Genomic DNA, 26,045 nt, shown 5'->3' with positions numbered 1-26,045 from the left:
CCCCCTTTAATCTTCTTCCATCATTGCGCCCGATACCATTGACGTAATACCATCGGTTCACCGATTAGCCTGGGATTACAAAACATGAGCAATAATACAGCGCCGGATTCAAGCCTCACACTGATCAAAGCCTTATCCGAAGCTAACGGCTGCGAGGTCGTTGAAACCCATATTTCCTGGCTGTTGCTGAGCGAGCAATACGCTTACAAAATCAAGAAACCGGTTAACTTCGGTTTTCTGGATTTTTCCACGCTGGAAAAACGCCGTTTCTGCTGCACCGAAGAGCTCAGGCTGAACAAGCGTCTGGCCGCCGAGCTGTATCTTGAAGTGCTTCCGATTATCGGAACGCCGGATCGGCCTGAACTGGGCGGTGCCGGCACAGCCATCGAATATGCGGTCAAAATGATCCGCTTCCCTTCAGGCCAACTGCTCAGCGAATACGCCAAACTCGGCCAGTTGAATTCTGATGAAATCGATCAACTTGCCGAGTTGGTATCCGGCTTTCATGAAACCATTGCCCGGACCGATCAAAACTCTCCGTATGGCGACAGCGCCAACATCACACATTGGTTTATCGAAAATTTCGAGCATATCGAGCCCTTGTTGATTGACGGCGCGCAAAAACAGCAGTTGCAAAATATCCGGCAATGGGGCGATAGCGAAGTATGCCATCTGGCCGCTCTGATGCAGCAGCGCAAAAAGCAAGGCTACGTGCGCGAATGCCACGGCGACCTGCACCTGAGCAACATCACACTGATCGACGGCAAGGTAGTGCTGTTCGACTGCATCGAATTTAACCCGATGCTGCGCTGGATTGACGTGATCAGCGAAGTGGCTTTTTTGTTTATCGACCTGCTGCATTTCAATTACGTCCACTACGCCTACCGCTTCCTTAACCGCTATTTACAGCAGACCGGCGATTATCACGGCTTGGCTTTATTACGTTATTACCTGGTTTACCGCGCGCTGGTGCGGGCTAAAGTTTCGTTATTACGCAAGGCGCAACAGCAAGACGAATCGGCCCGGCAGACGCTTTGCGAATACACGACATTCGCCGACTTGGCCGAGCGCTTTACCCGCCGTCGTCAAACCGTCCTGATCATTACTCACGGCTACTCCGGTTCAGGTAAATCCACTATCGCCGCCCAACTCGCCGAAGCAATCGGCGCGTTCCAGATACGTTCCGACATAGAGCGCAAACGACTGTTCGGTTATCGCGCCAATGCGCAAACCGATAGCGGCATTGATAGCGGCCTCTATACCGAACAAGCAAGCCTGAAAACCTACCAACATCTTAAAGAGCTTGCCAAAACCGTGCTCGATGCCGGCTTCCCGGCCATTATCGACGCCACTTTCCTTAAAACAGAGCAACGCTACCTGTTCCGGCAGCTTGCGGCGGACTGCGGCGTACCGTTTCATATCGTCAGCTTTCAAGCATCCGACCGGGAACTGTGCAAGCGAATTAACCTGCGGCAAGGCGATGCCTCGGAAGCAAGCGTAGCCGTACTGCACCGGCAACAGCAATCCGCGCAGCCGCTATCCGAACAAGAACAATCCGGCCTGATAACGGTTAATACCGAGAGCGATAATGCGTTGCAGACCCTGCTGGACCAGCTTGGCCATTATTTTCAGTAAAACCGTATACTCGATTTTACCTATTCCTTTTTAGCAGCGGTATGCGTACTATCGCGGCAAATGACGCCTGCTCAGGGAACCCGTCCCGTTACTCTCGCATGGATGTCAATAAAATGAGGAGATACAAATGAACGAAGACACATTGAATATAGAAGTCAGAAAATATCTCAAAAACGTCGGCATCACCTCGCAACGCGAGATCGAACATGCGGTCCTGAAAGCGATTGAAACCGGTAAGCTAAACGGCTCCGAAACCATCGAAGTCAAAATGATCCTGGACGCCCCTGCGATTGGCGTCAACCATTGCATTCAGGGAAAAATAGCGCTCGAATAAATCTCTTATTTTGGCGTAGCAATTCATTAACATACATTGATATGCCAATAAAAAAGAGAACACGGATACCACGGATTTTTACGGATTGGCACGGATAAGAATTTAAACCGACAAAAATCCGCGCTAATCCGTCGCATCCGTGCCATCCGTGTTCCATCTTTAAAATCCTGCGATGATTTACGTCGCTTAATTAGATTAAGCATCTATATTGACTGCAAAGACCGGGCTAAACAACCTAGCCTTTGAAGCCGAACCGCTGTAACAGACAGAGGATAAGACCATGAATAAGCATCTAAAATTAGTTAGAGAGTTCCATGACTTAACTTCATTCAAGCAAGCCAAGCATGGAACCCCCGAACGATTATCCGACATGGATATTGTTATGCGTCAGGCGTTTTTAATGGACGAAGGCAGCGGAGTATTGAAAGCCATTAAAGAGGGCGACATGGTGGAAATATTATCGGGGCTGGTCAATCTCGCCTATTGCGCATTGCGGGCCGTAGCGATGCGCGGCGAAGATGTCGCCGATCTTCCGATAACATGGCGGCACGACGGCTATATTCTTTCGATCGTCCGCATCCTGTGCGACAGAATTAACAATTGCACCTCCGGCGTTACCGACGATTATTCAGCCGTTTATTGTTTATGCGCTCATTTGACGAGCACCTTCACGAACGCCGATTTTAATAAAGCCTTCCAGATCATCCATGATTGCAAGCTATCCAAGGAAGCCAAAACGCCGGATTTGAGTTCTTGTTTTTTTGAGTGATGACAAACGGCAGCCGGCGTTACGTGCTTGCTTTATTTGGCATAAGTCATGGCCTCGGGCCGAACCAAGCTGTCGAATTCCTGTTCAGTTACAAACCCGCCGGAAACGGCCTCCTCGCGTAGCGTGCTGCGATTTTTAAACGCCAGTTTCGCAATCTTGGCCGCATTGTCGTAACCAATTCGCGGCGCCAACACAGTCACCAGCATCAACGAATTTTCGACCAGCTCGGCAATACGCTCGACATTCGGCTCGATGCCGGCCACGCAGTGATCGGTAAAACTGAGCACCGCGTCGGCCAGCAGCCGTATCGACTGCAATAGGTTGTAGATGATGACCGGCTTGAATACGTTCAACTCCAGATGCCCTTGCGCGCCGGCGAACGTGACCGTCACATGGTTGCCGATAACCTGCGCGCAGACCATCGTCATCGCTTCGCATTGCGTCGGATTGACTTTGCCCGGCATGATCGACGAACCGGGTTCGTTTTCAGGCAACGACAATTCGCCGATGCCGCAGCGCGGCCCCGAGCCCATCAGCCGAATATCGTTGGCGATTTTATTCAGGCCGACCGCAAGCGTATTCAATACGCCGGAGATTTCGACCAGCGCGTCGTGCGCGGCCAAAGCCTCGAATTTATTGGCTGCGGACACGAACGGCAGTCCGGTAAATTCAGCCGCCTCCCCGGCAAACTTGCCGCCGAAACCCGGCTTGGCGTTCAGCCCGGTGCCGACCGCCGTGCCGCCTTGCGCCAATGGATACAAGCGTTTCAGGCTGTCATCGATCCGTTCGATGCCGAGTTGCACTTGCGCCGCATAGCCGGAAAACTCCTGGCCCAACGTCAGCGGCGTCGCATCCTGCAAATGCGTCCGGCCGATTTTGATAATTGAACTCCAGGCTTCGGCCTTATCGGCCAACGCGCGATGCAAATGCCGTAGCGCCGGAATCAGCGCGTGGTGCAACTGCTCGACAGTTGCGATATGCATCGCGGTCGGGAACGCATCGTTCGACGACTGGCTGCGGTTGCAATGATCGTTCGGATGTACCGGCGTTTTCGAGCCGATAACGCCGCCCAGCCGCTCGATAGCAAGGTTCGCAATCACCTCGTTCGCATTCATGTTCGACTGCGTTCCGGAACCTGTCTGCCAAACGACCAACGGGAAATTGTCGTCGAACTTGCCTTGAATGACATCGCGGGACGCATCGGCTATCGCATTGCCGAGTTTAGGATCGATATTGTCCAGCGCGATATTCGCCAGCGCGGCGCAATATTTGACGATGCCCAACGCGCGGATCAACGGCCTGGGCATCTTTTCATCGCCGATTTTGAAATTAAGCAACGAACGCTGGGTTTGCGCGCCCCAGTATTTGCCGGCAGGAACTTCAATCGGACCGAACGAGTCGGTTTCGGTGCGGGTGTTGGCGGTATTTTTTTTCATGTGTTGTCCTTTTATGGCTTGATTAAAAAGCATGGACAGATATTTGTTTTTCGGCAGCTAGTGTGCTGCGCCACTCAAAGCACCTATTGTTGATACGCTGCTATAGATCCTTCATATCCTTATGTAATAGCTGAGCTTACTGTTTATATAGATTATGCAGGAACAACTGTTTAATTTATATTGATTTAACGATGGATCATATCCATTCATTATTATAACAACACTGTGGCTTGTCGTTATCAATGCGCTTAACTTTTGTTATTTTTATCAAAAGTCGCATAGTTGACAAAGCCCTATAACAATTAACCATACTTCGCGTTCATCCGAGACTGACTTTTAAATGTATAGATTTGCTTTAAAGATAAGGTTAAAGTTTAATAAAAAATGATCCAATGGACATGGCTCCTTCCCCTATGAAAAACGTTTTCAATTTCCGTGACGAGCTGATTTCCGATTACAGCGCCTTCTCACGCAGCTTTACCCAGATTGCAGCCCCAGACATCAAAAGAGAAGTTGAGCGCCAATACGACGCCGGACGCTATTGGCCGGAAGCGCTAATTCAGATAAATCCTAATTACCAACGCAAAACAACAATTCAACAACTCGCTGAGCAAGGTATTCTGCATAAAAAATGTGTTGAGATTTTCCAGATTGGAAAATTGGAGCATAAGCTTTTGCCATTACACCTTTATACCCACCAACTCCAAGCTATCATTAAAGCTCAGTCCGGCCAAAGCTACGTTGTCACTACCGGCACCGGCTCAGGTAAGTCGTTGTCTTTTTTTATTCCCGTCATAGATAAAATTCTTAAAGAAAAAGACCCTATCGCCAGAACGCGGGCAATTGTTATCTATCCTATGAACGCGCTGGCAAACAGCCAGCATGAAGAATTAAAGAAATTCTTATACGGCTACACCGATTCTGAGCAACCATTTACTGTCGCCCGTTACACAGGCCAGGAATCCACGGCTGAGCGCAGTGCAATCGCCGAAAATCCGCCGGATATTTTACTGACCAACTTCATGATGTTGGAACTCATATTGACGCGTTATGAGGAAACTGATCGACGGGTTGTCGAGCACTGCAAAGGGCTTAACTTTTTAATCCTGGATGAACTTCATACCTATAGAGGACGCCAAGGTGCCGATGTAGCGCTGCTAGTTAGGCGATTACGGGAAAAACTGCATGCTGAGAAGATGATTTGCATCGGCACCTCGGCAACCATGTCAAGCTCCGGCAGCAAAGATGACCAAAAGAAAACAGTGGCCGAAGTTGCCAGCAAATTATTTGGAACTCAAGTAAGTATTCACGACATCATCAGCGAAACGCTTGAGCGAGTTACCGACCCGTCAAAAGATATTGACGCAATAAAACCCTATTTGTTGGAATCAGTTTCCAGAACATCCTTTGCATGGTCAAAGTTTGAAGATTTTCAAAAAGACCCTCTTTCTATCTGGGTAGAATTGAACTTGGGCATTGAATTACCTGCTGATGGTAGTGAGCCAAACCGGGCAAAGCCCATCAGTTTGTCTGAAGCAAGCAACCGCTTGGCACAAGACGCTTCCTGCGCAGTGGAACTTGCAAAAGCAGCATTGCAAAATTTTCTTATCGCAGCCCAGCACCATGAATCGCCACAAGGACAACCACCGTTTGCATTTAAACTTCATCAGTTTATCAGCGGCCCCGGCAAAGTACATGCAACCCTCGAAGCCCAAGAAAGCAGGCACATCACCCTTGATGCACAACGATTTGCACCGGGGAGACAAAATGAATCGGTGCTTTTGTATCCCACTCATTTCTGCCGGGAATGCGGACAGGAATACCATCCGGTTTGGCGTGAAGAACATGGCGACATTCGTTTTAAACCACGAGAAATCGACGATATTAGTGACGATGATAACGAGGATGCACGATTTGGATTTTTATGTCCCTACAGTAACAAGCAGCAGTACCAAGGCAATTTAGAAGACCTGCCGGAAATCTGGCTTGACCTCAGCAAAGCCGTAACCAAAGTAAAAAGTTCTTACAAAAAAGCAGTACCTGTTGCTACCCAAGTCAATGCGCAAGGAGTCGAAAATAAAGGCGAATATTATTGGTTTATACCGGGTAAATTGCGTTTTTGTTTGAACTGCAGTCACGTTCACGACGCTCATGGCAAAGATATTAACCGATTATCCAGTCTTTCCGGCGAAGGCCGTTCATCGGCAACGACCATGCTGACGCTGAGTGCCTTACGCCAATTATTTGCTGAAACCGATATTCCGGAAGGAATCCCGGACCCTAGAAAGCTACTGGGTTTTACCGACAATCGCCAAGACGCCGCTCTACAGGCCGGGCATTTCAATGATTTTGTATTCTTGCTAACACTACGCGCAGGCTTGATCGGCGCCTTGCAGAATAACAACGGTATTTTGACCGAAGAATATCTTGCAGATGAAGTGTTTAAAGCCCTTGGTTTCAATAAACCGGACCCAGCTATGCTGGCTGAATATCTGCGTACGCCTAAGTTAACGGGCCTTGCCCGGCAAGAAGCACAGCGGACCTTGCGCTTTATTTTAGGCTATCGATTGCTGAGAGACTTGCGCAGAGGTTGGCGATTCAACAACCCCAACCTCGATCAACTCAACCTTTTAGTAATTAACTATCGCGAATTAACAGCGTTTTGCGCCGAGGAAACACTATTTGGCTTGCCGGGAACCCTATTACGAAATATCGGCGCTAACGCGCGTGTATCCTTCAGCAAACTTGTGTTTGATGAAATGCGGCGAGCACTGTGTTTGGAAAGCCGCTACCTGGATTCTGTCGAGCAGGAGAAAGCCAAAAATACCGCTCATCAATATCTCAACGAACGCTGGGCGTTTACCCCTGACGAAAAACTGTCCACCGCGAAATACCTGATTCTCAGTAAACGCCCGGAAGGCAAATATCGCAGTGATCATCTGGTCACCGGAGGCCCACGTTCACGCATCATCAGACTGCTTAAACGGGCAGAGTTCTGGAAAGAAACAGCTTTTGCCGGACAAATTTCCAATTGCAAAGAGCAGGAATTGGTTGAAGCGCTTGGGCTACTACTGAACGCAGCAGCAAATTATGGCTATATCCATAAACAAACCATCGACAATTCAATTCTGGGATGGCAGTTAAACGCTGCCGCCATCGAATGGTGCTTACCGGTCAGTAATGAAGCCGAAACCTCGCGCAAAGCCAATGCTTTTTTCCGCCGACTTTACTTGGTGATGGCTGAAATGCTGAGATTACCGTCGCATCCGCTGTTTGACTTTGAAGCACACGAACATACCGCCCAAGTCGATGCCGCTCGTCGGCAATTGCTGGAGCAACGTTTTCGCTATACCGACAAGGACCGCCAAGATTGGGCTGATAATCCGGCGCATGATGCTCCGCTGGAGCGCTTGCCGGTGATGTTTTGCTCGCCAACCATGGAACTGGGCGTCGACATTTCCGCACTCAATACCGTTTATCTGCGCAATGTTCCGCCGACACCCGCCAATTACGCTCAACGTAGCGGTCGCGCCGGAAGATCGGGACAACAAGCACTGGTTATCACATATTGCGCCGCGCAAAGCCCTCATGATCAATGGTTTTTCCGCAATGCCGACAAAATGGTTCACGGCATTGTCAAACCGCCCACCTTGGATATTGCTAACCGCGATTTGATCGAAAGCCATTTACATGCCGTGTGGCTCGCGTGTTGCGAAGTCGAATTGGACAGCAGTATCGCTCCGCTGCTCGACCTGGAAATGCCGGAAAAACCGATCAAGCCGGAATTGCTTGCTCACTTAAGTGATACCTATGTTCTGGAAAAAGCCGGAAATGCAGCTAATCGAGTCGTCGCTCAACTAAAAAACGAACTAAACGGTGCTGCATGGTTTACTGAGGACTACGTAGAACAAGTAATCAATGATTCGCCCAAGGCGCTTACCGATGCCTTGGAACGATGGCGCAAACTGTTTGATGCAACCCACAAACAGATGACCATGGCAGACAGCATTGTCAAAAGCCATACCGCGTCGCACAATGAACGGGAAAATGCCCGTCGCCGTTATGGCGATGCAGCGCGTCAATACACAGTTCTGTTAAAAACAGGCAATACAAAAAATACCGACTTTTATACCTATCGCTATCTGGCTAGCCAAGGTTTTTTACCGGGCTATAATTTTCCGCGCTTACCGCTCATGGCCTGGATTCCGGCCCGCGGCGGGACAAACGGCAACAATGACGAAGGCAGTATGGTAAGCCGCCCCCGCTTTCTAGCCCTTTCGGAATTCGGTCCTCGCAGTTTGATATACCACGAGGGCCAGATGTATCGCGTAATGAGAGCCAAACTTAATGTCGGTTCGGCGGATCATATTTCCGGAAACAGTACGCTAGGCACAGTGTCGGCACGGGTTTGCAGTCAATGCGGTTATGGGCATTTAGGCGATGCAAATGGCGCTGAGCCATTGGCTAATTGTTGCGAAAACTGCGGAGCCTTGCTCACCGATCATGATTGGATCAAGGAATTGTATCGCATCGAAACCGTTGAAACAGTTGCTGTAGAACGTATTTCAATTAACGATGAAGAACGCCAGCGCCAAGGATTTGAGCTACAAACCACTTATCGCTTCCTCCCCGGACCTGATGGTGCAGTGCAAAAACAGAAAGCCCATGTTGTTCATAACGGCGAAACGCTTTGTTCGATTACTTACTCACCGGCAGCTCGGATTTGGCGTATTAACAAAGGTTGGCGGCGACGTAAACATGAAAACCAGCTTGGTTTTTACATTAATCCAATTACCGGCGTTTGGAGCAAACAGGATGATTCCGATAAAGACAATGAGCCAGAGGGCGATGAGGCGTTACTCGATAAAGTATCCAAACAACGCATCGTTCCGTTCGTCGAAGATCACCGGAATATCCTGATTCTGGCGCCGGCACGGCCATTACCTTTAGCGGCCATGGCTACTTTACAAGCCGCACTTAAACGCGGCATTGAACAGACTTTTCAAATTGAGGAGTCGGAATTGGTTGTCGAGCCGTTGCCTGCAACAGATAATCGGCAGGCACTATTGTTTTACGAAGCCGCAGAAGGCGGAGCCGGAGTCCTGACACGTCTTGCCGGTGAACCAAGCTGCTTATCCATGGTGGCAAGCGCAACGCTTCAACTCATGCATTTTGAATTTGGAACAAACTTAGCAACGGTTGAAGAACTTAAACGGCAAGAGCATCGCAATGCCGAGGGGGAAAGTATCTGCGAAGCCGGTTGTTACCAGTGTTTGCTGTCGTATTTCAATCAGCCCGATCATGACAATATCGACAGACGGAACCCGGACGCCCTGCGCTTGTTGATGGCGCTTGCGAATGCCAATGTCGTTCCCGTCAACGAGGAATCCCAATCATCGGATCGGCAAAAGCCTACGCATGACATGCTTGGCGAATGGCTAGCCGCTCTACAGACTCGGCAACTAAAGCAACCCGATGCAACCGAAGTCCCTATCAATCAAGGGCAAGCGATTGCCGCCGGACAATATAAAAGTCTTCGCGTTCTGGTGTTTTTAGCCCCCTTGGCCGATGACATAAAATCCCAATTAGCAGATAAAGGCTGGCAGGTACTGGACTTTTCCAAGCCTCGGCTATGGCCTGAATTATTTGAACAACACGCCGGCTTACTCGGAAAACAAGAGAATACTGAATGAATATGCCAACCCACGACTTCACTATCGGCAACTTAGTGCGCGCCCGAGGCCGTGAATGGATTGTGCAACCCGATTCGAAGTCCGATTGGTTACGCTTGCGGCCATTGGGCGGCTCTGACGATGATATTATCTCGCTGATTCCTGAGCTGGAATTCCAGCCGGTCGAACCTGCCACATTCCCTTGGCCTGATCCCGAAAAACCCGGAAACCATGCCGCTGCATTGTTATTGCGCGATGCGCTACGCCTCAAACTGCGTGCAGGCGGCGGGCCATTTCGCTCGTTCGGCAATATTGCGGTAGAACCACGGGCTTACCAACTGGTGCCATTGCTCATGGCTTTGCGCCTAACCACGGTACGATTGTTAATTGCTGATGACGTGGGTATAGGCAAGACCATTGAGGCCGGCTTGATAGTCCGCGAACTGATAGATCGCGGCGAAATCAGCCGGTTAGCCGTACTCTGCCCACCGCATCTGGTTGAGCAATGGCAAGGCGAACTGGAGCAACGATTCAACCTCCAAACCGTGGTTTTAACCTCGGCCAGTGCCAGCCGCATCGAACGCGAGGTGCCGCATGGCGTCAGTTTATTTGATCATTATCCCTATATCGTGGTGAGCCTCGACTACATCAAAAGCGAGCGCCATCGCGAGTATTTCCTGGCGATTGCTCCGGAGTGCGTGATTGTCGATGAAGCACATACTTGCGCGAGCAGCGGCCAAGGCAAACAGTTGCGTTTTGAACTATTGCAACGCCTGGCGGCTAACGAAGAGCGGCACCTGCTGCTGCTCACCGCCACGCCCCATTCCGGCGATGAAAGCGCTTTTTATAACCTGCTGTCGCTGCTTAAGCCCGAGTTTGCAACGTTGCAAAACCGTACTTCCGCCGGCGATCCGCTACGCCAGGAACTGGCTCGTCATTTCGTTCAGCGCCGCCGCATTGATATTGACGAATGGCACGACACACGCGGATTCCCTAAGCGCATGTCCACGGAATTGACTTACGAACTCAACGGTGCCTGGGGACAGTTTTTTGATGACGTGCAAAGCTATTGCCGCGAACTCGCTGAATCGGCCGAACAATCGGCAAACGGTAATCCCCGATTGGTTTGGTATGCCACTTTAGCGTTATTACGTTGTGTAGCTTCATCTCCGGCGGCGGCAGCTAAAGCTTTAAATACCCGGCTTGAAGGTACATTAGATAGCGAGACTTGTCTGACCGATTCCAGATTATACGACGGTCAAGCCGATGACTTGAGCAGTAACGATCTCGAACCACCGGCGCAGTTGCAAGATGCAGCTCGATTACAGTATTTGATTGCACAGGCGGAAAGCCTTAGCGGTAAAACCGGCGATCCCAAGCTGGCACTATTGATTATCCACGTCAAAAGCCTGCTAAAAGACGGTTTTAACCCGGTCGTCTTTTGCCGTTATATTGCTACCGCCCATTATGTCGCCGAACACTTGCGTACCCAATTTCCAACCGTAGCCGTAGAAGCCGTGACCGGCGAATATACACCGGCGGAACGCGAGCAGCGCGTACAAACCATGGAAGACGCTGATCGGCGCGTGCTGGTCGCCACAGACTGTTTGTCCGAAGGCATCAACCTGCAACATTTGTTTACCGCAGTGGTGCATTACGATTTGGCATGGAATCCAACTCGCCATGAGCAGCGCGAAGGCCGAGTCGACCGCTTTGGACAGCAAGCCACCGAAGTGCGCTGCACCATGCTCTACGGTCAGGATAACCCAGTGGATGGCTTTGTATTGAACGTAATTCTCAGAAAAGCCGACGCCATTCGTAAAGAGCTAGGGGTACTGGTGCCAATGCCGGAAGACGAATCCTGCATCAATCAGGCTTTGATTAAAACCGCTTTGATGCAGCGAAACGAGCGAAACCTTAGCTTGTTCGATTTCGTTGAGCCGGAAGAAATCATCAAACCGCTGGAAGCAAAATGGCACGACGCCATGGAAAAAACCAAAGCCAATCGTACCGTGTTTGCTCAACGTCGGATTAAACCGGAAGAAGTCATGCCGGAATGGCAAAAACAGCAAATCGCGCTGGGTAGTGAAGCAGATGTTAAGCACTTTGTGCAGACCGCCTGCGCTCGTCTTAATGCGCCCCTGGAACCGTTTAAAGATAACCGTTTCAAGTTATTGCCCCTGCATTTCCCGGAAGCGTTAAAACTCAGGCTAGCCGATGATGGCATTGAAAAACCGTTGGTTATCGACTTTTCACAATTACATCGCAGTCATCCAATCGTCAGCTTATTGGCCGAGCATTTACTGGAAGAAGCCTTGCTTGGCGAAAAACCGCTGGCAGCACGTTGCGCCACGACGGTCACCGAATCGGTCGATATGGTGACTACCCTGTATCTACTCCGTTTACGCCATCAACTCAGCTACGTCAGGCGAAGGCAACCCTATCATTTAATGGCCGAAGAAACCGTAACCTTGGCTGTGCGAGGCCGTAGCCAACCGGAATGGCTCAGCGAAGAAACTGCCGGCGCCTTACTGGAATGCCAACCTAGCGGCAATCTACCGCTCGATATCATGCAACGCGAAATTAAAACCGCGCTGGAATTTATCCAATTGCAACCCGAACGTATCGAAGCCTTGGCCCAACAACGCGCCGAAGCTTTATTGACCGACCATCGCCGGGTACGCGAAGCCGCCAAAGATATAGGACAATACAACATCACCCCCTGTTTGCCGGTGGATATCATCGGCATCTACGTTTTACTTCCCGACGCACTGTAGAGACTAAATTATGAAACGCGTCAGAAGAAACCATACTAATGCCCTAAATTTGCCAACCTTGCAGCTGGAAGGAGGCTTATTTCTGCCCGATCAATTGGAAAAAGCCGCATTGGGCAAAGCCAATTACCAAAAAGAGGCCGATTATCAAATCCCAGCCGGGCTTAAACTAAAAGACGAATACAGCCGGGCTTTTCAAATCGCTTCCGCCCAATGGAAACATTTTGCTCCCAATCTGGAACGGCAGGATGTCGATGCGGCCGATGTCACCACCAAGTTTGTCCAGGATCTGCTCCGCGATACACTCGGTTACACCGGTTTTGAACTGAAAAACACTATCAGCGTCGGCGAGCGCCAATACCCCATCACAGCATTAGCAGGACAAAGCATTCCGGTAGTGATTGCCCCGCACACGTTGGGCTTGGATGAAGCCGACCCACGCTTTGCTGTTGCCGGCAGTGGCGCTCGTAAGAAAAGCCCGTTTCAACTGGCCCAGGAATTTCTCAATGCCAGCGACCAATATCTTTGGGCGCTGGTCAGCAATGGCCGACAAATCCGCCTGCTACGCGATGCCGCCACCCTAACGCGGCCTAGCTTTTTAGAGTTCGACCTGCAAGATATGCTAGGCGGCTTAAATTTTCCCGAATTTGAAATGGCTTGGCGATTACTACACGCCAGCCGTTCTGTTCCCTCTCGCTCAGAGGAAGATCAGGATGAAAATTGTATTTGGGAAATTTGGCGTAGCGAAGGCCGGCGCGAAGGCACCCGCGTCCGTGACGGCTTGCGCCAAGGCGTAACCGATGCCTTGCTAACACTGGGCACCGGATTTATTCAGCACCCAGCCAATGAAACTTTGCGCCGCGACCTGTACGAAGGCAACTTAAGCAAAGAAGCCTATTTCCAACAACTATTACGCCTGGTTTACCGGCTGATATTCCTATTTACTGTTGAAGAACGCGGGATATTGCATAACGGCGATAGCGATCAACAAGCCCTATCAGCCCGTAAAGCCTATGCCGAAGGCTATGCCATGGCCCGCTTACGTGACCGCTGTTTGCGCCGCCGCGCCCGCGACGGTTTTGACGACCATTGGACGGGCTTACGCATCGTGTTTCGCGGCCTTGTCAACGGCGAACCGCGCTTGGCATTACCGGCCTTAGGAGGTTTGTTTGCAGCCAACCAATGTCCGGCGCTGGATACGTGCACCCTCAGCAACGCAACTTTGCTGACAGTGATGCAGCAAATGCGCTGGTCCAACCTTAGCGGCCATCTCGCTCCCGTCGATTACCGCAACATGGGGCCTGAAGAACTGGGGTCGGTATACGAAAGTCTGCTGGAACTGGTACCTGAAATCGACCTTCATGCCCGTCAGTTCGGTTTTGTCGGCTTGACGTCCGAAGGCAGCACCCAAGGCAATGCCCGCAAAACCAGCGGCAGTTATTACACACCGGACAGCTTGGTGCAGGAGTTGATTAAATCCGCCCTGGATCCTGTGATTGAAGAGCGCTTAGCTAACAATCCGGCCACTCCCGCAGATGCCTTACTCAGCATCAAGGTGATCGATCCTGCTTGCGGTAGCGGCCACTTTTTGCTTGCCGCTGCCCGGCGTTTGGCTGAACGGCTGGCCGTATTACGAACGCAGGACGATACCGTTAAACCACAAAATTATCGCCACGCTTTACATGAAGTCATCAATAAATGCATTTTCGGCGTCGATCGTAACCCGATGGCCTTGGAACTTGCCCGCACCGCATTATGGCTGGAAGGTTTCGAAGAAGGTGTAGCATTATCTTTTCTCGATCACCACTTGCAATGCGGCGATGCCTTGATCGGCCTGACCGATCTCAATCAGTTGCAGCACGGCATTCCCGATGCGGCCTTCAAATCCCTATCCGGCGACGACAAGAACGTTTGCAAGGAAATTGCTAAAGCCAACAAAGAAGGGCTTAAAGCTTTTGCTAAACATAAAACCAACCGCAATCTCGACATAGCACTCGACGATGCCGACGGTCTTTCCGAACTACAAGCCCTGGAAGCAATGCCTGACGGAAATCCCGATGACTTTGCCGCCAAGGAAGCAGCCTATCGCGCATTTCTGGAGCATGAAAAACAAAACCGGTTACGCAATGCGGCTAATTTGCTGATCGCTGCCTTTTTAATTCCCAAAGCCGATGCAGACGCCCTGATCGTTACCCCTACCAGCCAAAACCTCTATTTGGAGCTGTTTACAGAACAAGCCGCCGACGAGCTGGCGGCCATGCACCAAAGCCAGCGCTTGGCAGCGGCGCAACGGGTTTGTGAAGAAGCTCACGTACTGCATTGGCCGTTGGCATTTCCGCAAGTTTTTGCGCAAGGCGGTTTCGATTGCGTATTGGGCAACCCGCCATGGGAACGTATCAAATTGCAAGAAGAGGAGTTTTTTGCCACCCGCAACCGTTTCGTCGCCGAAGCCAAAAACAAGGCCGAACGCGCTCAGCGCATTGATTGGTTGGCGCAAGGCATGCTCGCCCGGAACCTCTATCCGGAACTGAAACATCCGCAGGAGCAATGTGAAGCCGAACAAGACCTGTATCAAAACTTTATCGGCGCCCGCCGCGCCGCCGAGGCCGCCAGCGTGTTTGCCCATGTTAAAGGCAAGGACGGCGGACGCTATCCGCTGACCGGTGTCGGCGATGTGAATACCTATGCGTTATTCGCGGAAACCATCAGCCGGATTACCGCCAAAACAGGACGAGCCGGATTTATCGTGCCTACCGGTATCGCCACCGATGATTCAACCAAAGCTTTTTTCGGTCATATTGCTCAAAGTGGACAACTTGCCAGCCTGTATGATTTTGAAAACCGCGAAGCGATTTTTGCCGGCGTACATCGCAGCTATAAATTCTGCCTGCTGACGCTAGGCCATGCCGAACAAGCCGAATTCGCCTTTTTCCTGACCGACACTTCGCAACTCGCCGCTTTGCGCTGACTGCCGAAGATTTTAGCCGCATCAATCCCAACACGCTCACTTGCCCGGTGTTCCGTTCCAGAATGGATGCGGATTTGACCAAAAAGATTTACGCTAAAATACCGATTTTGATTAAAGAGCTTATATAGAAACCGAAAGCGAACGCCTAACCCATAGCAACAACGTTTACAAAAATCCGTTACCGATCAAAGAAGCCAATATACGCCGCCGAATGCGGCATAACATTCAAAAACCGAGGAAATAGCCATACGACAATGGACGTTAATCGCCCTTTTTGGGATGCTACCACCTCACTCACTGGAGATAAACACCATGACCCTAGCCGAAACTATCTATCAACACAGTCTTAATCTTCCGGATGCCGCTGCCCGTGAAGCACTCGATTTCATTGAATTTCTGGAACAACGTTACAACCCGATACCTGTCATCACAAACCAGCAGAGCGACAGCGAAGCCTTTCTCGCCGCATTGTCCAGTAATTTGGACAATAACATTACCGATGAAGATTTAGAGACCGCGCTACGCTTATCCGCTGTTGTGCAGCCGGAAGCGAAGAATGAAGTGGAGCGGCAAACAGCACTTGCTTACTTAAACACAGTGCGCATCGACTGGAACGGCAAACCGATCCCAAATCGCGATGAGCTCTATGATGATGCACGGGGTTGAGATGACGGTATTTCTTGACAGCAATGTAGTGCTTTACGCGCTCGGTAACGATAGCGGCAAGCGCACCATAGCCTGCGCTTTGCTTGTCGAAAAACCGACTATTTCCACTCAGGTCGTTAACGAATGCTCCCATGTGTTACGACGCAAACTGCGTTATTCTCCTGCCGAGGCTGGCAAGGCATTAACCGCTGTCATAAAAGCCGTCAAATTGACCGATGTTGGCATTCAGGAAACTTATGCCGCATGGGCACTCGCCGCCCGTTACGCATATAGCCATTTCGACAGCCTGATTATCGCAACCGCCCTGAATGCAGGTTGCACTACGCTTTACAGCGAAGACATGCAACACGGCCAAGTTATTGGCGGGCGATTGACGATTATCAATCCGTTTCTGCCGGATAACGGTTTATGACGACTTCAAGCAACAACCCTTGGGGCATTCGTTTCATGACGATGTTTCACATGTCCAACGATAGTCATTTGTTTCATGACTGCTCCGCGCCGGACAGATTGCCGCTGTATGAAGCAAAAATGATTCATCAATTCGACCACCGTTGGGCAACGTATTGCGTGGGCGGCAAAGATACGGCAGGCGATGTGGCGCTGGCTGACAAACAAAATCCGGATTTTTGCGTCACGCCGCGTTATTGGGTGGACAAAGTGGAAGTCGAACAGCGTTTGCGGGATAAGGGTTGGGATCGTGGATGGTTGCTGGGGTTTCGTGACATTTGCCGGGCGACTGACGAACGCACGGTAATTGCGAGTGTGTTGCCGAAGCTGGGGGTTGGACATACAATGCCTCTATTCACAGTAAATTCAATAACTCGAAAAACCGCAGCTTTGCTTGGCAATTTGGACAGCATCGTTTTGGATTTCATAGCTCGTCAGAAATTGGGCGGCACACATTTAACCTACTCTTATCTCAAACAATTTCCTATTCTGCCTCCTGACTTTTACAGCGAACCCGACCTTGATTTCATTGTCCCCCGCGTACTGGAACTCACCTACACTGCCCACGACTTACAGCCTTGGGCGCAAGACCTCGGTTACGACGGCACGCCGTTCACGTTCTTCGACCCGTTTGCCCCTGACCGCCGCGCCATACTCCGCGCCGAACTCGACGCTTGGTATGCCCGCGCCTATGGCTTAAACGGCGACGAACTGAGCTATATCCTCGATCCCGCCGACGTAATGGGCGACGATTACCCCTCCGAAACCTTTCGCGTACTCAAAAACAACGAGCTCAAGGCATTCAATGAATACCGCACGGCTAATTTGATTCTACGGGAGTTTGATCGAATGGCCTTGGCCGATGAAGCAAAGGAACCTTATGTAAGCCGTCTCGTACCGCCTCCAGGCCGGAAAGCATCGCCTGCGTATTCGCCGTTAGGCGTCATCCGCGACGAGAATGATGCCCGGTTAGCGGGCTTGATACTGACAGTCCTGCGAGAAGCCGGCACGCTGTCACGCCAATTGCTCACGCTGCTGTCGCAAATAATCGCCCAAAACGACAGCGCATATACTACGTCGACACCTGATGAAGCCATTCTGTTCAACACTTACCGCCGGGAAAACAATGGCGTATTCGAGTCTGAACGCATTGCTCGGTTACAACTATTGCTGCGCTTTTTTGAAGAATCCGGAGTTATTCGGATTGAACAACAGGGAGCGCGGATTTCGGCAATGTCCACAGCCACAATACCCGCCGGATTGATTATTGAAAAAAACATGGCAGTTATCGCGAATATTTTATTGCGAGCCGCGCAAGAGCGTCTGCAAAGATTATCGTCTTCGGATGTGGATAACGAATTCCAATCCTCAACAAAACAAGCATAAAGAGAATGCATGATGAAAGAACTCATCGGACGCCTTTCGGCACAAAAATCATCGCCCCGCCTATGGGTCGAGCGTTTGGCGATATTCGGCAAAGCCGAAGCCGGCTGCTGTATCCGCTCGATTGAGTTTCGGCGGGGCTTAAATGTCGTTTGGGCTCACGAGCCGGTTGCCGGCAGCGCCACCGGCATTCATGCGGCGGGACACGGAGTCGGTAAAACATCCTTATGTTTATTGCTCCGCCATTGCCTTGGCGACAATGCCAAATCGGTCAACGAACTCAGGGATGAATTGTATAGCGAGCTTCCTCATGGCGGGGTCGGCATGGTGGTGCATGTTGCCGATGAAACCTTTACGGTGTTCCGTTTCTTCAATGCTTATAAGGACGGCATCGTTAAGGCCGGAAACGATCTGGAATCCCTGCTGCGCGATGGCGGCAACCTGGTTTTCAAGGATTTCGACATACTGTTGGCCAATGCAATGATGTCGAACGTGTCGCCGCGCCTTATCCCTGAGACAGGACAAACCATTGAATGGCACCATGTTTTGGCTTGGATAACCCGCGATCAGGGTTCGCGCTTCAAGTCTTATTTTGCCTGGCGGGAAGGAGAAGGCACACGTTTGCAGCGCTCCCGACAAGATCCGCCGATCGTGATCCGCGCCGTTCTCGGCTTGCTGGACCGGCAGGAATCGAAACTGTTAAGACAGATACGTACTCTTGAACTCGATCTTGAAAAAGTGCAACAAGAAACCGCACGGCTCGAACAGGAACCGATACTGATCCGTCGCCGCATTGAATCGGAACTTCGAGCTTGGTTGCAAGTAGCGGATGACCTACCACTCTACTCCGACGATTTGTTCAAAGAATCCGTTGTAGACAAAGTGGAAGAAGCCAGGAAAAAAGCGGAGGCAAATCTTGCCGAAGCCGACGCCCGGTATGCGCAAGCCGGCGAACAACTGATTGAGCTTCAAGTAGACGGGCGATTACGAAAACGCGACTATGACCAAGCCGACAAGGATTTTCAATTAGCCGATGCAGCCCGGCGTCAGGACGAAAGCGCTACCAAACAGATCGCTAACCGGCGTCTATCGCTTCTTGAATTAACCGGCCACTGCCAGCACGGTGACCTGCCCTTTCAGGATTGCAAACATATTCAGGATGAATTGCAAAGGTTACAAGCGATGAATATGAAAGATCGCCGGGATCAACGCGCACTGGCACACGCGGCGGAAGATTGGACGGCTCGCACAGTTGCGGCATTGGCACGCCGGAACGCACTGAACGAGGCGGTAGAGAAAGCGTCAAGCCTAATATCCGCAAAAGAGCAAGAATGCAAGTCTTTAAGGATGAAGCGAGATTCCGTCGCGCTCGAAGTCGATCGGGGCCGCCGTTTACTGGATGAACTGGCAAGATGGGAGCGAACTTCGGGTTCGCCGGCGGCCGCCGAAACGATTCGGAAATCGGTTGCCCGAAGCGGTTCAATCTCCAGCGACATCGACAATAAACGCCTGCAACTTCAGATGCTGAAACAGCAAAGGTCTAGCCGCGAAAAAAGCCTTGGCGAACTCACGGATATACTTGCGCAAGCCCTGTTATCGAATGAGGCCTTTGGTTCTTTTGCGCTACGCGATGAAGTGCGTCCATTCCAACTGTCGGTTCGCGGCGGCGAAGCTTATCGCGTGATGGAAGTCTTGCTGGGCGATTTGGTCTGCATGCTCGACGCTGTGGATCCGGCGAGCTCTTTTCCGGGCCTGCTGATTCACGACTGCCCGCGAGAGGCGGATATGAGTTCCGGCCTATACGAAAACTTCTTGCTGATGATCCAGCGTATAGAACTGGAAGCGTATGGCGATGAAGCGCCGTTCCAATACATCGTGACGACCACCACCCCGCCGCCAAGCTTGATTCAATGCTTGCCTTACCTACGGGAAACGCTTGATCCAAGCACCGATGACGGCTTGTTGTTCCGGCGGCGTTTCAATGCTTCGCGGCAAAGCGAATATCTTGAGTAGTTGTGCGTTATCAGTGATTCAGTTTAGCTGAGTCATTGATGTTACGCATACCGATGATAAAAAAGCGTCGTCCACGAAAAGCACGAAAATACTAGACAGACCTTCCAGGTTTTCAAAACCTGGAAGGTCTAACAGGCAACGTTCCGGACAGGCAGAACCTATTAATGAAGGCCGGATGTGACATTGTCAGCGAGAAATCGACGGCTGATATTTTTTTGCGCTTTTCGTGGACGCTGAGCAACATCGGTAATGTCATTTACATGCTTTTTTCAACAAAAATTAAACTCCCAATTAACTCAAAATAGAATCAAGAATCTTGACGCTGTTACAGATACAGGTAAAAGCTACTTAAATTGTCATTTTTCGTTTCCTATTTGAGACAGGACAGGCGACAAGTTTAAATGTTCGCCCTCTCCACCGACGAAGCTCAGGAGAGCTCTGTCGAAGGGAAACTGCCATTACAATGAAACCGTAGGAGCGGGCCGTGCCCGCGATATTTGCGCGGCGATTATCGACTTTGCAACGCGTTCATCGCGGGCATGGCTCGCTCCTACAAGGCTGAACTTAATGACAATGTACGAAGGTAAAAAGTTTAACTTTAAACTGCCCCCGTTAAGTGGAAAGACCCAAAACATAAGTGAGGTTTCTGTCATGACTACCCACGATCTCTTTGGCGCGCGTCAACAACTAAAAGCGGACAGCATCGGCTCGGTTTCCTATTATTCTTTACCCCGGCTTGAGGCTGGCGGCGCGGCTAATGTCTCGCGGCTGCCGTACACGATCAAAATCCTGCTCGAATCGTTATTGCGCAACTGCGACAACAACGTGATTACGCAAGAGCATGTCCTGAGCGTAGCTAACTGGCAGCCGCAAGGCGCGCGCTATGAGATACCGTACAAGCCGGCCAGGGTGATATTGCAGGACTTTACCGGCGTTCCGGCCCTTGTCGATCTGGCCGCAATGCGCGATGCAATGCGGCAACTCGGCGGCGATCCGAAAAAAATCAATCCGCTGATTCCCTGCGATCTGGTCATCGACCATTCGGTGCAGGTGGATTATTTCGGCAAGAGCAATGCGCTGCTGCTGAACGAAACCGTCGAATTTCAAAGAAATGCCGAACGCTATGAGTTCCTGAAATGGGGACAATCGGCGTTTCGGAATCTTCGCGTGGTGCCGCCTTCGACCGGCATCGTTCACCAGGTTAATCTGGAATACCTGGCCCCGGTCGTGTTCCACAACAAGGACAAAAACGTCTGCTACCCCGACAGTTGCGTCGGCACCGATTCGCATACGCCGATGATCAACGGCCTGGGCGTGTTGGGCTGGGGCGTCGGCGGCATCGAAGCCGAAGCGGTGATGCTGGACCAGCCGATTTACATGCTGGTGCCGGACGTCGTCGGCATCAAGCTGACCGGCATGCTGGCTCCGGGCGTGACCGCGACCGACCTGGTGCTGCGCATTACCGAGCTGTGCCGAAGCTTTGGCGTGGTCGGCAAGTTCGTCGAATTTTACGGCGCGGGACTGAGCAACCTGAGCATCCCCGACCGGGCCACGCTCAGCAATATGGCGCCGGAGCAAGGCTCGACGGTCAGTTTCTTCCCTATCGACGACGAGACGCTCAGCTATATGCGTTTCAGCGGACGTCATGACGACTTAATCGACCTGGCTGAGCGTTACGCGAAAGAACAAGGGCTGTTCCGCACCGACGAGATGCCGGATCCCGAATTTACGCAAACCGTGGAACTCGATCTTGGCACCGTCGAACCGTCGGTGGCAGGTCCGAAACGGCCGCAAGACCGCATTGACCTGAGCCAGGTCGGGCCGACTTACCGGCAGATGCTGGTTGAACCTTCAGGCATCAAAGGCATGGGGCTATTCGAGCGGGACCTGGAACGTAGCGGCATCGTATCGAGAAATAATGCCGACGAGAAAATTACCCATGGCGCAGTCGTCATTGCAGCGATTACCTCCTGCACGAATACCAGCAACCCGTCGGTCATGCTGGCAGCAGGCCTGGTCGCCAAAAAAGCGCTGGAACGGGGGCTGAAAGTTAAAAACTATGTCAAAACTTCTCTGGCTCCCGGTTCTTTGGTGGTGACGGAATATTTAAAACAGTCGGGCTTGCTTGGCTATCTCGAACAACTGGGTTTTTACCTGGTCGGATACGGCTGCACGACCTGTATCGGCAACTCCGGCCCGCTGGATCAAGCGGTTGAGAAAGCGATAGTGGATAACGATTTGGTCGTATCGGCCGTACTGTCCGGCAACCGAAATTTCGAAGGCCGCGTGCATCCGCTGACCAAGACCAATTACCTGGCTTCGCCGCCGCTGGTCGTTGCCTATGCGCTGGCCGGCTCGACGGCTTTAGATATTACCCGCGAACCGCTGGGTGAAGACAAGAACGGCAAGCCGGTTTACCTGAAAGACATCTGGCCTACGCCCTGGGAAGTGGCCGAGGTAATCAGGCAATTTGTAACGCCGGAGATGTTCCGCGAGCGTTATGCTGATGTATTCACAGGCACTCAAGCATGGCAGGAAATCGAAGTTTCCGGCACCGAGTTGTACGGCTGGGACGAAAATTCGACCTATATCCGAAAACCGCCGTTCTTTGAAGCGTTGAGTAAAGACCGGCAGTCAATCCAGGCGCTGAAAGGCCTTAAAGTGCTGGCTTTGTTCGGCGATTCGGTGACTACCGATCATATTTCGCCGGCCGGCCAAATCGCCCCCGGTTCGCCGGCGGCGCACTATCTTTTGGAACATGGCGTGCAGCAAAAAGATTGGAACAGTTACGGTTCGCGCCGGGGCAACGATCAAGTCATGGCTCGCGGCACGTTCGCGAATATCCGCATTCGCAACCAGCTGGTTATCGGCGTCGAGGACGATGCGACAACCGACCAGCCGGCTTGCGGCAACGACGAGGTGATGAGCAAGGACGAGACTGAAGATAGGCGGGTTCGCAACCGGCGGCTTCCCGGCGTCGAAGGCAATATAACGATTTACCATCCGACCGGCGAGCGGATGACGTTTTTCGATGCGGCGATGAAATATAAAAAAGCCGGCATCCCGCTGTGCATCCTGGCCGGCAAGGAATACGGCTCGGGCTCGTCGCGCGACTGGGCCGCTAAAGGCCCGTTCATGCAGGGCGTTAAAGCGGTCATTGCCGAAAGTTACGAGCGTATCCACCGCAGCAACCTGATCGGCATGGGCATTTTGCCGCTGCAATTCGTCAACGGCGAATCGGCTAAAAGCTTGAATCTGACCGGCAAGGAAACGTTTGCAATCGACATAGGCGACAACGCGAAACCGCAGGAAGTGGTCAATGTATCGGCAACGGCGACAAACGGAACCGTCACGACTTTTAAAGCCGTCAGCCGTATCGATACGCCGATTGAAATCCAGTATTACCGGGACGGGGGGATTTTACGCACGGTTTTAAAAAAATTAGTGTAACTTGGATTAGATCGGTCTATTACCAATAACCTTAAAAATAGCGGTTGAACCGGATTAAATCGTAACTATTCAACACATAGAAAAATGGAACACGGATGACACGGATTAAACAGATCAACACGGATTAAAAGCGAAAAACAAACCGGGGGTAGGACTAAAAATCCGTCCAATCCGTGTCATCCGTGTTCTATATTAGGAATACGCTGAAAGTTACATTAAATCCGATCATTCAGACAGCTATTGTAGCCTTATACCCAGAAGGCATAAGTTTCGTTTGAGCAGGCAAACTGCTCAACTCAGCTTTAGCAAAGCGTCAGTCTTCGATGCCATAATAAAGTCGTTAACATGCAAGCCTTTTATTTTGTGAGACCACCAGGTCACAGTCACCTTGCCCCATTCCGTTAAAATTGCCGGATGGTGGTTTTCTTGCTCGCTTAACGCGCCGACTTTATCGGTAAACGATAAAGCTTCTTCAAAATTGCTGAACTTGAAGGTTTTTTGCAGGCGTTTGATGCCTTCGGTTTCAACAAGTTCCCAGCCCCGTAATTGCGGCATAAATTCGTCAATTTCCGCGTCGGTGACCAGTGGGGCGCCGATTCTACATACTTCACATGTTTTATGCGTCAGGTCGGTCATAGATAGTCTCCATTCGTGTCCGGCATTGTCAGCCACGCCAAAGTTTAATGACTGAAATTTTCAATAGCGCGCTCAAAATCAGGCAACCATTTGTCGAAATCGCAGACATAGTTATAACCGCAAACGGTTGTTAAAGAACTGTGATTAATAATCGGCAGTATCCGTTCGGCGCCTTGCAGGGTTTCGACATTCGGCCCGAACGGGTTTAAGCGCATGTTCGGGCCGGGCGGGAACGCATAATCGCAAATAAACAATACGTCCCGGTAAATGTAAATCGTATAGCCCAAGGTATGGCCGCCTATGTGGTAAGCGGCTAATCCATTATTCACAAAGTCATGATGGAAAGACTCATCGACAGGAAATGCCTGAATCAAAAGATTTTCCGCATCCAAAGCATGCAAATAAACTTTTGCATTCCAGAGTTCCCGGTATTGATTAGATGCGCCCATAAAATGCGGGTGAGTAAAAAAAATTTTGCCGACCGGCTCCAGCGTGTGATTAAATGCGGAAGGACAGTCGATCCAAACAGCTTCGTTTTGCATTTCAATCCGGTAGGCAGCATGCTCCAGCCCCAGCTTGGGCACTGAAACCAATTGCGTAACTCTGTCATTGATTTGAGTTGCAGTGACGCGATAAATTCTCTCGGCTTCCTCCCAACTGAGAAACTTGTCGCGATGAGCTCCGCAAAATGGACAGACATCCGGAAGATCGCCGATCATGTTATAACCACAGCTTGTGCAGACCCATTGTTTCATTGTGCGTCTCCTTCTAAGCGGTTCGATTCAGGCCGAATTGCATGAAAAACTGACCGGTTCCGGCCGGCGAGTCCTGTTCGTAGTACAGCGTTTCAAGCCTCAGGTTACCTTCCGGGCCAAGCATGGCTCCGGCCAGCAAAGTGCGAAAGTCTTTGCCGCCTATGAGCTGGTGGGTCATGCTCAGGTATAGCCTTGATAATTGTTTTTCCCTGATAACGGTGTCCAGCATTTGCGGCCCAGCCACCAAATAAATCGTCTTGAAACCTAATGCGCTTAACTGACGAATCAAAGGCGCGCCATGCACCATCTTGTCTTCGCCGGTAAACATCAGGTTGTATCCCAGGTCTTGCCAGTATCGGATACGTTCGGGATCGGCGTGTCTTCCGGTAGCTATATGGACGGTTTGCGCATGTTCTTGAATACTGTCATGGATAGGAAAATTCAGGCTGGCGCTGGCGATGACGACGGCGGGCTGAGGCTTTAAGCCGTTGTTACTGCGCCATTCAATAAGGTCTTTGTCCTTGACCTGCAAGATGTTGCCAAGACGGCCTTCTCCTAATGCCCGCATATAGCCGCCGTGAGTAATAATACAATCTGCCTGCGCATGCAGCTCCATGAACAGGGCAAAATCGGAAGCTGTGGTTATATGCTTAGGGATGTGTGTGCCGCCTTGAACGGCATCTTCTACAGCAATGCGCCCGTCCAGGCTGGACAGAAAGTTGGCATAGACAAACGGAGATTCCGCATCGCCCAACTTATGTAATTGATGGGCAAGATATAAGCCTTTAATGAGGATGTTATCGCAAGAATTCGGATACAACCGTAACAGGTTCTTTTGCATAGCAATACCCCTTCACGCTTGAAAATTCGGTTTTAACTCGAAGTAAAAAACACTTCCCGCCCGACTTACCGGATTTTAATCTGTAACGAGTATATCAATCAGTCCGGAATAATTCCCGGAAAATCATGATTTTTTAAGATAGCTGATAAGCTTTTTGAAACGCAGGATCAGTTTTAGAAGTTACGCATTGACCGCTGGTTAATATTGTGGATTGAGCTGGTCTTTGCCCGGCATAAAGCCGGTGATGAACGTGGCGATAACCT

Annotated in this window: 15 protein-coding genes; 11 read left to right on the top strand and 4 right to left on the bottom strand. The window is 50.9% G+C overall.

Going from position 1 to position 26,045, the window contains the following annotated elements; all coding sequences use genetic code 11:
- Positions 1–84: 84 nt before the first annotated feature.
- The 3 genes from EKO24_RS19100 (at position 85) to EKO24_RS19090 (ending at position 2,738) form a co-directional block, all read left to right on the top strand.
- A complete protein-coding gene (locus tag EKO24_RS19100) occupies positions 85–1,635 on the top strand; it encodes a bifunctional aminoglycoside phosphotransferase/ATP-binding protein (RefSeq protein ID WP_127028443.1) in 1,551 nt (516 codons plus the stop codon).
- Between the two features lie 127 nt (positions 1,636–1,762).
- Positions 1,763–1,969, top strand: coding sequence for a DUF6494 family protein (locus tag EKO24_RS19095; RefSeq protein WP_127028444.1), 207 nt, complete (start codon positions 1,763–1,765; stop codon positions 1,967–1,969).
- Between the two features lie 280 nt (positions 1,970–2,249).
- Positions 2,250–2,738 (top strand): nucleoside triphosphate pyrophosphohydrolase family protein, encoded by a 489-nt coding sequence (locus EKO24_RS19090; RefSeq protein WP_127028445.1) that lies wholly within the window; start codon positions 2,250–2,252, stop codon positions 2,736–2,738.
- Between the two features lie 32 nt (positions 2,739–2,770).
- On the opposite strand, the gene fumC is transcribed toward EKO24_RS19090, so the two are convergent.
- Complete coding sequence (fumC, locus tag EKO24_RS19085) at positions 2,771–4,174, bottom strand: class II fumarate hydratase (RefSeq protein WP_143733260.1); 1,404 nt, start codon at positions 4,172–4,174, stop codon at positions 2,771–2,773.
- A 413-nt stretch (positions 4,175–4,587) separates the two neighbouring features.
- Between fumC and EKO24_RS19080 the strand changes: the two genes are divergently transcribed.
- The 8 genes from EKO24_RS19080 to acnA all read left to right on the top strand — a co-directional run bounded on the left by EKO24_RS19080 (position 4,588) and on the right by acnA (position 23,550).
- Positions 4,588–9,867, top strand: coding sequence for a DEAD/DEAH box helicase (locus EKO24_RS19080; protein ID WP_127028447.1), 5,280 nt, complete (start codon positions 4,588–4,590; stop codon positions 9,865–9,867).
- Positions 9,864–12,623: a helicase-related protein gene (locus tag EKO24_RS19075; protein ID WP_127028448.1), complete on the top strand. Its 2,760-nt coding sequence runs from the start codon at positions 9,864–9,866 to the stop codon at positions 12,621–12,623. Before EKO24_RS19080 ends, EKO24_RS19075 begins: the two co-directional genes overlap by 4 nt.
- Positions 12,624–12,633: 10 nt before the next feature.
- Positions 12,634–15,588, top strand: coding sequence for an Eco57I restriction-modification methylase domain-containing protein (locus EKO24_RS19070; protein ID WP_241674705.1), 2,955 nt, complete (start codon positions 12,634–12,636; stop codon positions 15,586–15,588).
- A gap of 312 nt (positions 15,589–15,900) precedes the next feature.
- Positions 15,901–16,254 (top strand): DUF2281 domain-containing protein, encoded by a 354-nt coding sequence (locus EKO24_RS22725; RefSeq protein WP_196240040.1) that lies wholly within the window; start codon positions 15,901–15,903, stop codon positions 16,252–16,254.
- The gene (locus EKO24_RS19060) at positions 16,226–16,666 is read left to right on the top strand and encodes a PIN domain-containing protein (RefSeq protein ID WP_241674703.1); all 441 of its coding nucleotides are present in this window, start codon (positions 16,226–16,228) and stop codon (positions 16,664–16,666) included. Before EKO24_RS22725 ends, EKO24_RS19060 begins: the two co-directional genes overlap by 29 nt.
- The gene (locus EKO24_RS22720; protein ID WP_196240039.1) at positions 16,663–18,090 is read left to right on the top strand and encodes a hypothetical protein; all 1,428 of its coding nucleotides are present in this window, start codon (positions 16,663–16,665) and stop codon (positions 18,088–18,090) included. The genes EKO24_RS19060 and EKO24_RS22720 overlap by 4 nt, the downstream gene beginning before the upstream one ends.
- Before the next feature lie 9 nt (positions 18,091–18,099).
- Positions 18,100–20,100 carry a coiled-coil domain-containing protein gene (locus tag EKO24_RS19050; protein WP_206667316.1) on the top strand — a complete coding sequence of 667 codons (2,001 nt, stop codon included), beginning with the start codon at positions 18,100–18,102 and terminating at the stop codon, positions 20,098–20,100.
- A 651-nt stretch (positions 20,101–20,751) separates the two neighbouring features.
- Positions 20,752–23,550: an aconitate hydratase AcnA gene (gene acnA / locus EKO24_RS19045; RefSeq protein ID WP_127028449.1), complete on the top strand. Its 2,799-nt coding sequence runs from the start codon at positions 20,752–20,754 to the stop codon at positions 23,548–23,550.
- A gap of 291 nt (positions 23,551–23,841) precedes the next feature.
- On the opposite strand, the gene EKO24_RS19040 is transcribed toward acnA, so the two are convergent.
- From EKO24_RS19040 to EKO24_RS19030, 3 genes are read right to left on the bottom strand one after another with little or no spacing between them, the layout of a single operon-like run.
- Positions 23,842–24,186: a 4a-hydroxytetrahydrobiopterin dehydratase gene (locus EKO24_RS19040; RefSeq protein WP_127028450.1), complete on the bottom strand. Its 345-nt coding sequence runs from the start codon at positions 24,184–24,186 to the stop codon at positions 23,842–23,844.
- Between the two features lie 44 nt (positions 24,187–24,230).
- Entirely contained in the window at positions 24,231–24,941 is a 711-nt protein-coding gene (locus EKO24_RS19035; protein WP_127028451.1) for an MBL fold metallo-hydrolase, read from the bottom strand.
- Between the two features lie 13 nt (positions 24,942–24,954).
- Positions 24,955–25,782 (bottom strand): RibD family protein, encoded by an 828-nt coding sequence (locus EKO24_RS19030; RefSeq protein ID WP_196240038.1) that lies wholly within the window; start codon positions 25,780–25,782, stop codon positions 24,955–24,957.
- Between the last annotated feature and the right edge of the window lie 263 nt (positions 25,783–26,045).

Source organism: Candidatus Methylobacter oryzae (genome assembly GCF_003994235.2).
Lineage (GTDB): Bacteria > Pseudomonadota > Gammaproteobacteria > Methylococcales > Methylomonadaceae > Methylobacter_A > Methylobacter_A oryzae.
The sequence above is the reverse complement of the archived record's forward strand: the minus strand, read 5'-3'. Positions and strand labels throughout refer to the sequence as shown.